Origin of the sequence: Actinotalea ferrariae, assembly GCF_019733465.1 — a bacterium.
In the GTDB taxonomy this organism is placed as follows: Bacteria; Actinomycetota; Actinomycetes; order Actinomycetales; family Cellulomonadaceae; genus Actinotalea; species Actinotalea ferrariae_A.
Window position 1 is genome coordinate 1 of record NZ_JACVQL010000238.1, and the last position, 6,797, is coordinate 6,797.

At 75.2% G+C, this 6,797-nt stretch carries 7 protein-coding genes and 1 pseudogene; 3 read left to right on the plus strand and 5 right to left on the minus strand.

Annotated features, from left to right (window positions below; all coding sequences use genetic code 11):
- Together ICW40_RS16635 and ICW40_RS16640 are read right to left on the minus strand one after the other, a co-directional pair.
- The coding region (locus tag ICW40_RS16635) for a histidine kinase dimerization/phosphoacceptor domain-containing protein (RefSeq protein WP_221655128.1) at window positions 1–774 on the minus strand (774 nt) is incomplete at its 3' end.
- Between the two features lie 93 nt (window positions 775–867).
- Window positions 868–1,389, minus strand: coding sequence for a MarR family winged helix-turn-helix transcriptional regulator (locus ICW40_RS16640; RefSeq protein WP_221655129.1), 522 nt, complete (start codon window positions 1,387–1,389; stop codon window positions 868–870).
- A 90-nt stretch (window positions 1,390–1,479) separates the two neighbouring features.
- Here ICW40_RS16640 and ICW40_RS16645 point away from each other — a divergent pair, with 90 nt between their 5' ends.
- Window positions 1,480–2,679 (plus strand): FAD-dependent monooxygenase, encoded by a 1,200-nt coding sequence (locus ICW40_RS16645; protein WP_221655130.1) that lies wholly within the window; start codon window positions 1,480–1,482, stop codon window positions 2,677–2,679.
- Between the two features lie 93 nt (window positions 2,680–2,772).
- The gene (locus ICW40_RS16650; RefSeq protein WP_221655131.1) at window positions 2,773–3,993 is read left to right on the plus strand and encodes a cytochrome P450; all 1,221 of its coding nucleotides are present in this window, start codon (window positions 2,773–2,775) and stop codon (window positions 3,991–3,993) included.
- 16 nt (window positions 3,994–4,009) lie between these two features.
- On the opposite strand, the gene ICW40_RS16655 is transcribed toward ICW40_RS16650, so the two are convergent.
- Window positions 4,010–4,795, minus strand: a complete 786-nt coding sequence (locus ICW40_RS16655) for a PhzF family phenazine biosynthesis protein (protein WP_221655132.1) — start codon at window positions 4,793–4,795, stop codon at window positions 4,010–4,012.
- 147 nt (window positions 4,796–4,942) lie between these two features.
- Here ICW40_RS16655 and ICW40_RS16660 point away from each other — a divergent pair.
- Window positions 4,943–5,449: pseudogene (locus tag ICW40_RS16660) on the plus strand (GON domain-containing protein); the annotation flags it as partial.
- Here the strand turns inward: ICW40_RS16660 and ICW40_RS16665 are convergent.
- Both ICW40_RS16665 and ICW40_RS16670 read right to left on the minus strand, forming a co-directional pair.
- The gene (locus ICW40_RS16665) at window positions 5,392–5,628 is read right to left on the minus strand and encodes a hypothetical protein (RefSeq protein WP_221655134.1); all 237 of its coding nucleotides are present in this window, start codon (window positions 5,626–5,628) and stop codon (window positions 5,392–5,394) included. The pseudogene ICW40_RS16660 and the gene ICW40_RS16665 sit on opposite strands and share 58 nt — an antisense overlap.
- Window positions 5,629–5,853: 225 nt before the next feature.
- Window positions 5,854–6,797 (minus strand): acetylxylan esterase (locus ICW40_RS16670; protein WP_221655135.1); only part of this gene is annotated, 944 nt, incomplete at its 5' end.

The window sequence follows — 6,797 nt, forward strand, 5'->3', positions numbered from 1 at the left end:
GAGCAGCACGACGTCGGCCAGGCCCCGGCTCGGTGCGTCGGCGGCGGCGTCGGGCTCGCCGCGGCGCAGCACGCGCACGATCGTCCGCATCTCGGCGAGCGTGCGCGACGCCTCCGCCTCGATGACGGCGAGCGCCTCGGTCGCGGCCTCGGGCCGCAGCGGCGCGACCGCGAGCCCGGCCTGCGCTCGCACGGCGATCGCCGAGACGTGGTGCGCGACGGTGTCGTGCAGGTCGCGCGCGATCCGCTCGCGTTCGAGCAGGCGCACCTCGTCGAGCGCGCGCTGCCGGGCCCGGGCGCGGAAGCGCATGGCGGTGCCCAGCGCGAGGCTCGCGCCGAGCACGGCGAGGCCGCCGATCACGTCGCCCGCGGGCAGGCCCCGCGCGACGGAGTCGATCGCGCCGTAGGCGAGCAGCCCGCTGCCGCCGATCACCGCCGCGCGCCCCGAGCCCCAGCGCACGACGCCGTAGGCCAGGCCGAGGACGAAGATGCTCGACCACACCTCGGGCGGGTCGGGGACCAGCGACAGGGCCGTGATGCCGACGAACGCGACGAGGAGCGCGGTCAGCGGACGCGTCCGCCGCCAGAGCAGCGTGAGCGCCAGGACGGCCGTCCCGACGGCGAACAGCTGCCGCCCGTGCAGCTCGGGGCGCAGCACCCCCTCGAGCAGCGCGACCGCCGCCACGACGCCGACGACGGCGACCTCGCGCCAGCGGCGGACCGGCGGGCGGGGCGGGGCCGGCTCCGCCCACACGGCGCGCAACGGGGAGGGCATGCGCCGACCGTACGGCAGCACGCGGGGGCGGCTGATCGGCCGATCGGACGAGGCCCCGGTCGCCCTGGGGACGACGCGCGCCGCCGGGGAAGCTCAGTCCTGGCCGGAGGACGACTCGGCATCAGGGGAGCCGCCGCGCCCGGGGCGCACGGCCGAGCGGAGGCGCCGCGTCTCCTCGCTGTTGATCTCCGCGGCCCGCGCGAAGAGCTCGTTCGCGAACGCGAGCTGATCGTCGTCGAGCGTCTCGAGGTACTCCGACCAGCGTGCGGCGACGCGGCCGTAGATCGGCCCGACGCGCTCGAGGATGGCGTCCATCCGGGCGGTCACGACGACCTTGCGACGGTCCTGCTGGTCGCGCGTGCGCTCGACGTAGCCCGCGCGCTCCAGGCGGTCCAGGACGGCCGTGATGGCGCCGCCGGTCGTGATCCCGACCCGGTCCGCGAGCTCGCCCGGCGTGGCCGGGCCCTGGCTGACGAGCATGCCGAGCGTCTGCATGTCGGTGCTGTTGACCCCACCCGCGCGCGCGACGGCGTCCTGGAACAGGACCGCCCACGTCATGAGGTCGCGCATGACCTCGGGCGCTCGACGCAGGTGCTCCTCGCGGGTTGACGGCACGACAGCGCTCCTCATAGTCTCTCTATATCCGAGAGACTCGCAAGGCGAGCATCTCGTCCTGTTCACTCTACGGCCCGCGGAGGCACCGAGATGCGCACAGCACTGGTCGTCGGAGGCGGGGTCGCCGGACCCGCCGTCGCGCTGTTCCTGCGGCGGGCGGGGTGGGACGTCGCGATGGTCGAGGCGCAGCCGGCGCCCGACCCGATCGCCGGGTCCTTCCTCAACCTGGCGACCAACGGGCTGGCCGTGCTGGACACGCTCGGGCTGCGCGACGCGCTGCTGGCGGACGCGCACCCGGCACGGGACATGGTGATGTGGAGCGGCCGGGGTCGGCGGCTCGGCACCGTGCCCAACGGTCCGGCCAGGGAGCCGCACCGCGCGAGCGTCATCGTCCGGCGCGGGTGGTTGCACGAGGTGCTGCGCACCGCGGCCGCGGCGGAGGGCATCCCCGTCAGGTACGGCGCCCGCCTCGTCGAGATCGAGGAGTCGTCGTCGGGCGTGACCGCGACGTTCGCGGACGGCACCACGGCCGGCGGCGACGTCCTCGTGGGCTGCGACGGCATCGGCTCGGTGACGCGCACGTGGATCGACCCGGCGGCACCGGCACCCCGCTACACCGGCCTCGTGGGGCTGGGTGGGTACGCACGAGTGCCGGGGCTCGAGCCGACGCCCGACGCCCAGCACTTCGTCTTCGGCGCGCGCGGGTTCTTCGGCTACCTCGTGCGCGTCGACGGCACCGTCTACTGGTTCGCCAACGTCACGCAGGAGCTCGCGGCGAGCGCCGAGCTCGACGCCATCCCCACCGCCGCCTGGGTCGACCGCCTCCGCGCCATCCACGCGGACGACGCGTTCCCGGTCCCGCAGATCCTCGACCACGTCGTCGGGGACGTGCGCGGCTACGCGATCCACGACCTGTCCGGCGTCCGCCGCTGGAGCCGCGGGCGCGTTGTCGCCGCCGGGGACGCCGTCCACGCGACCAGCCCGAGCACCGGCCAGGGTGCGTCCCTCGCGCTCGAGGACGCGATTACCCTGGTCTCGCGCCTGCGGGGCGACGCCGACCACGAGCAGGCGTTCGCGGACTACCAGCGGGTGCGCCGGCCGCGCGTCGAGCGGGTGGTCCGCTACGGCCGCGCCGTCGACTCCCGCAAGCGCGTGCCGAACGGCCGGCTCGGTGCCGCGGTGCGCGACGCGATGATGCCGATGTTCCTGCGCCACGCCGCCGCGGACACCCGGAACGCGTGGCTGTACGACCACGCCGCCGCCTGGGACGAGGAGGCGACGTCGCGCTGAGCCGAGCTGGGCCGCCGGCCGCGCAGCGCCGCGGCCCGACGACGGCGGCTCCCTCCCGGTGCGCGTGCCCGCCCGCGCACCTACCGTCGTCGGATGAGCACGACGTCGCAGGGGGCGCAGGGGGCAGAGCACGTCGGGGGGTGTCCGGTCCGCAAGCTGACGCGGCCGGACGACGCCGCCGCGCCGGCCGTGGAGCGGATGCCGGACGGGCGGTGGGTCGTGCGGACGTTCGCGCTCGCGCGGCACGTGCTGCGCGACTCGGAGGACACCCGTCAGGCCGGCTTCGGCGCCGAGCGGATGGACCCGACCGGGGAACGGATGCGGCCGCCCATCCTCTACCTCGAGGGGCCGCCGCACCACGCCCAGCGCCGCGCCGCCGCTCGGTTCTTCGCGCCCAAGGTCACCGAGAGCTACCGGCCGATGATGGAGGCGCTCGCAGACGAACTGGTCGGGACCGTGGGTCGCGACCGGTGGACCGACGTGAGCCAGCTGTCGCTGCGGATGGCCGTGCAGGTCGCCGCGCGGGTCGTCGGGCTCACCGAGTCCTCGATCCCGGGCATGAGCCGCCGGCTCGAGTCGTTCTTCGAGGGCGACCCGACCGCCCGGGACCGCTCGGTGAAGGGCGTTCTGCGCACGCTGCGCCGCAGCTCGACGCTGCTGCGGTTCCACCACCTCGACGTGAAGCCCGCGATCCGCGCCCGACGCCGGGAGCGGCGGGAGGACGTCATCAGCCAGCTGCTCGACCAGGGCTTCAGCGACCTCGAGGTCCTGACTGAGTGCGTGACGTACGGCGCGGCCGGCATGGTCACGACTCGGGAGTTCATCACCGTCGCCGTGTGGCACCTCACCGACGAGCCCGCGCTCCTCGCGGGCTACCTCGCGGCCGAGCGCCCCGAGCGGCTCGCGATCCTCGAGGAGACGCTGCGCCTCGAGCCCGTCGTCGGCCACCTGCACCGCCGCACGACGGCGCCACTGCGGCTCGACGGTCCGGACGGACCGGTCGAGGTGCCGGCCGGCGCGCTGGTCGACCTCGACGTGCGCGCCGCGAACGCCGACCCGCTCGTCGTCGGCGACGAGCCGCTCGGCCTGTGCCCCGGCCGCCCGCTGGACCGCACCGTGCCGCCGACGCTGCTGAGCTTCGGCGACGGTCACCACCGCTGCCCCGGCGCACCCATCGCGATCATGGAGACCGAGGTGTTCGTGTCCGCGCTGCTGCGCGACGGAATCGAGGTGCAGGGGCCCCCGCACGTCGAGTGGAACCCGGTGACGCAGGGCTACGACCTCGACCGGCTCCTGGTGCGCCGGCCCGCCTGACCCGGGGTATCAGGGCTCAGATCTCGATGTGCCCCTCGAGGTAGAACGCGACCGAGCCGCGCAGCTCGACGCGGCCACCCCGGAGCCTGCAGTCGAGCTCGCCGCCCCGCGGTGACGCCTGGTACGCGAGGAGGGAGTCCTTGCCGGTGCGCGCCGCCCAGTACGGGACGAGCGCGCAGTGGGCGCCGCCGGTCACCGGGTCCTCCGGGATGCCCTTGCCGGGCGCGAAGTACCGACTCACGACGTCGTGCGACCCGTCCCCGGGCGCGGTGACGATGACGTTGGCCAGGTCCAGCCGGGCGATCGCGGCGACGTCGGGCGTGAGCGTCCGGACGTCGTCGGGCGCGGCGAGCACGGCGAGGTAGTTGCCGTCGTCCGCCAGGACCTCGACCGGTGCGACGCCGAGCGCGGCCGTCAGCGCCTCCGGGACCGGCACGCGCTCCATCGCCCGGGCTGGCAGGTCGATCGCGTACCGGCCCTCCTCGCGGGTGACCGTCAGCGCACCGCTGGCGGTGTCGAAGGCGACGCGCTCGCGGCCGGGCTCGAGCCGCTCGAGGACGACGGCGCCGGAGGCGAGCGTCGCGTGCCCGCACAGAGGGACCTCGACCGTCGGGGTGAACCAGCGCAGGCGGTACCGGTCGCCCGAGGGCACGAGGAACGCCGTCTCGGCGAGGTTGTTCTCCGCCGCGACGGCCTGCATGAGGGCATCGTCGGGGAAGGCGTCGAGGAGCACGACGGCGGCAGGGTTGCCGGCGAAGCGGCGCGTGGTGAAGGCGTCGAGCTGGAAGATCGGCAGGCGCATCGCCGCAGCGTAGGGCGGTGCCCGGGTGGGCCGGCGACGGTTTCACCCTGGCTCGGCGCCCGTCTCGGCCCGATCCGGGCGGGATGACCCAGCCGTCGTCACCCCCGTGACCGAGGTGCCGCCGTCAGCGCGTACGCAAGCTGTGCCGAGGTGCAGCTCGAGACCCCGACGGCGGTCGACGGCGAGTACCAGCTCACGGTCTTCGGCCAGACGCTCGACGTGCACTGCGCCGACATGGCGACCACAACGCCGACGGAGTACCTGACGCTGCCGCGCACGGGCGGCGCGTACAACTTCAGCCAGGACTCCTTCGACTTCACGGTGACCACGCGCTGCACGCGGATCCGCCTCACCCTGCCGACGTCCGCGACGGGCGCCTTCGCGATCAACCCGGAGGACACCCGGATCGCCACGAGCAACACCGGCGACCCCAGCCACAACCGCACCTGCGGCTACACCGGCAGCTGCGCGTTCCGGACGAGCGCCCTGAACGACGCCAGCCTGGACCTCACCGGCACGTCTGCTACGTCAGGCGGACGACCACGGGCACCCGGCGCGCATGCCCGACGCAGGCCCCCGGTGCCCGCACCAGCACGTCATCTCGACGCGACGGCGACCGCGCGGCGATGGGCGGCGATCGACGACGTCACGTAGACCGCGGCCAGGAACAACCAGATCGACGCGAGAAACACCGACCGACCACTCACCTCGTCATCCGTGAGCGCGAGGTACAGCTGCACGAGGCCGATGACGGCGTAGAAGCCCGACAGGACGAACCCTTGCCGCGCGGTCCTCGTCGCTTGCCACCAGGGGGGCTTCGGCTCACTGGTCATGACGACGAGCGTACGTGGGCCGGTCCGCGGCAACTCGATGCTGACTGGCCGCCGCGGCCGACCGTTCGCGTCCCCTCGCGCCCCCGGCTCGGACCCGGCAGGGCTGACGGACCTGACCGGTGCCCTTCTCGCGATCGGCGGTCGGCGGCGTCCTGGCGCGACGCCGGGCGACGACGCACGACTGACCTGCGCTTGGGCGGACGACGTCGGCGGCCGCGAGCCGGGTCAGAGCCCGAGGCTCGCGGCGAGGAAGTCGGTCAGGCGCTCCTGGGTGCCGAGGCCGACGACGTGCCCGCCCGGCAGCACCGCCTCGTCGAGCACGCCGCCGCCCGGCTGGGACCAGGTGGCCCGCAGCTCGGCGTGGGCGTCGCGCACGCCGTCGGGCGGGAAGAGCGGGTCCTCGGCGAACGAGAGCACCTGCAGGTCGTGCGTCCTCCGGCCGCTCGCGAGCTCGGGCAGGCCGTGGCGACCGAGGAGCCCGGGCGTCGTCAGCAGCCACGAGTGCGCGTCGGCGTGGTCCGGCAGCAGGGCCGACGTCGTCGTCATCATGCCGAGCACGGAGACCGCGCGGAGCCGGTCGTCGAGCGAGGCGAGGGCCGCCGCGCGCCCACCGCCGCCCGAGAAGCCCGCGACGCCGGTGCGCTCCGGGTCGACGTCGGGCAGGGACCGCAGCACGGCGAGCGCCGCGAGGTCGTCGTGCGCGACCATGCCCGCGAACGAGGTGCCGAGCATGCCCGCGGCCTTGGCGACGACGTGCTCGTGGTGCGCCGCGACGGCGTCGTACCGCTGGTCGGCGTCGGGCGTGGCGCCGTCGGCGGCCCACGCGAGCTCCGCGCGGCGGGCCGGCTCGACGAGGCTCACGGGGAGCGGGTCGAGGTCGAAGCGGCGCGAGCCCCACGCGAACGTGTCGTGGGCGAGGACGACGGCGCCGCGGCGCGCGAGGTCGTCGGCGAGCGCCCGCCCCGCGTAGAGCTGAGCGCGCAGGCGCTCGGCGGTCGCGCTGGGCGACGGCGTCGAGACGAGCCGCTCGGCGCCGATCGACTTCACGCCCGCATGGCAGTGGAGCAGCAGCACGCCCGGCCGCGGGCGGTCCGCGCGCGCCTCGGGCCGCACGACCCACGCGCGCGTCGGCGGCCCGAAGCCGAGCCGCCACTCGACCTCCTCGGTGG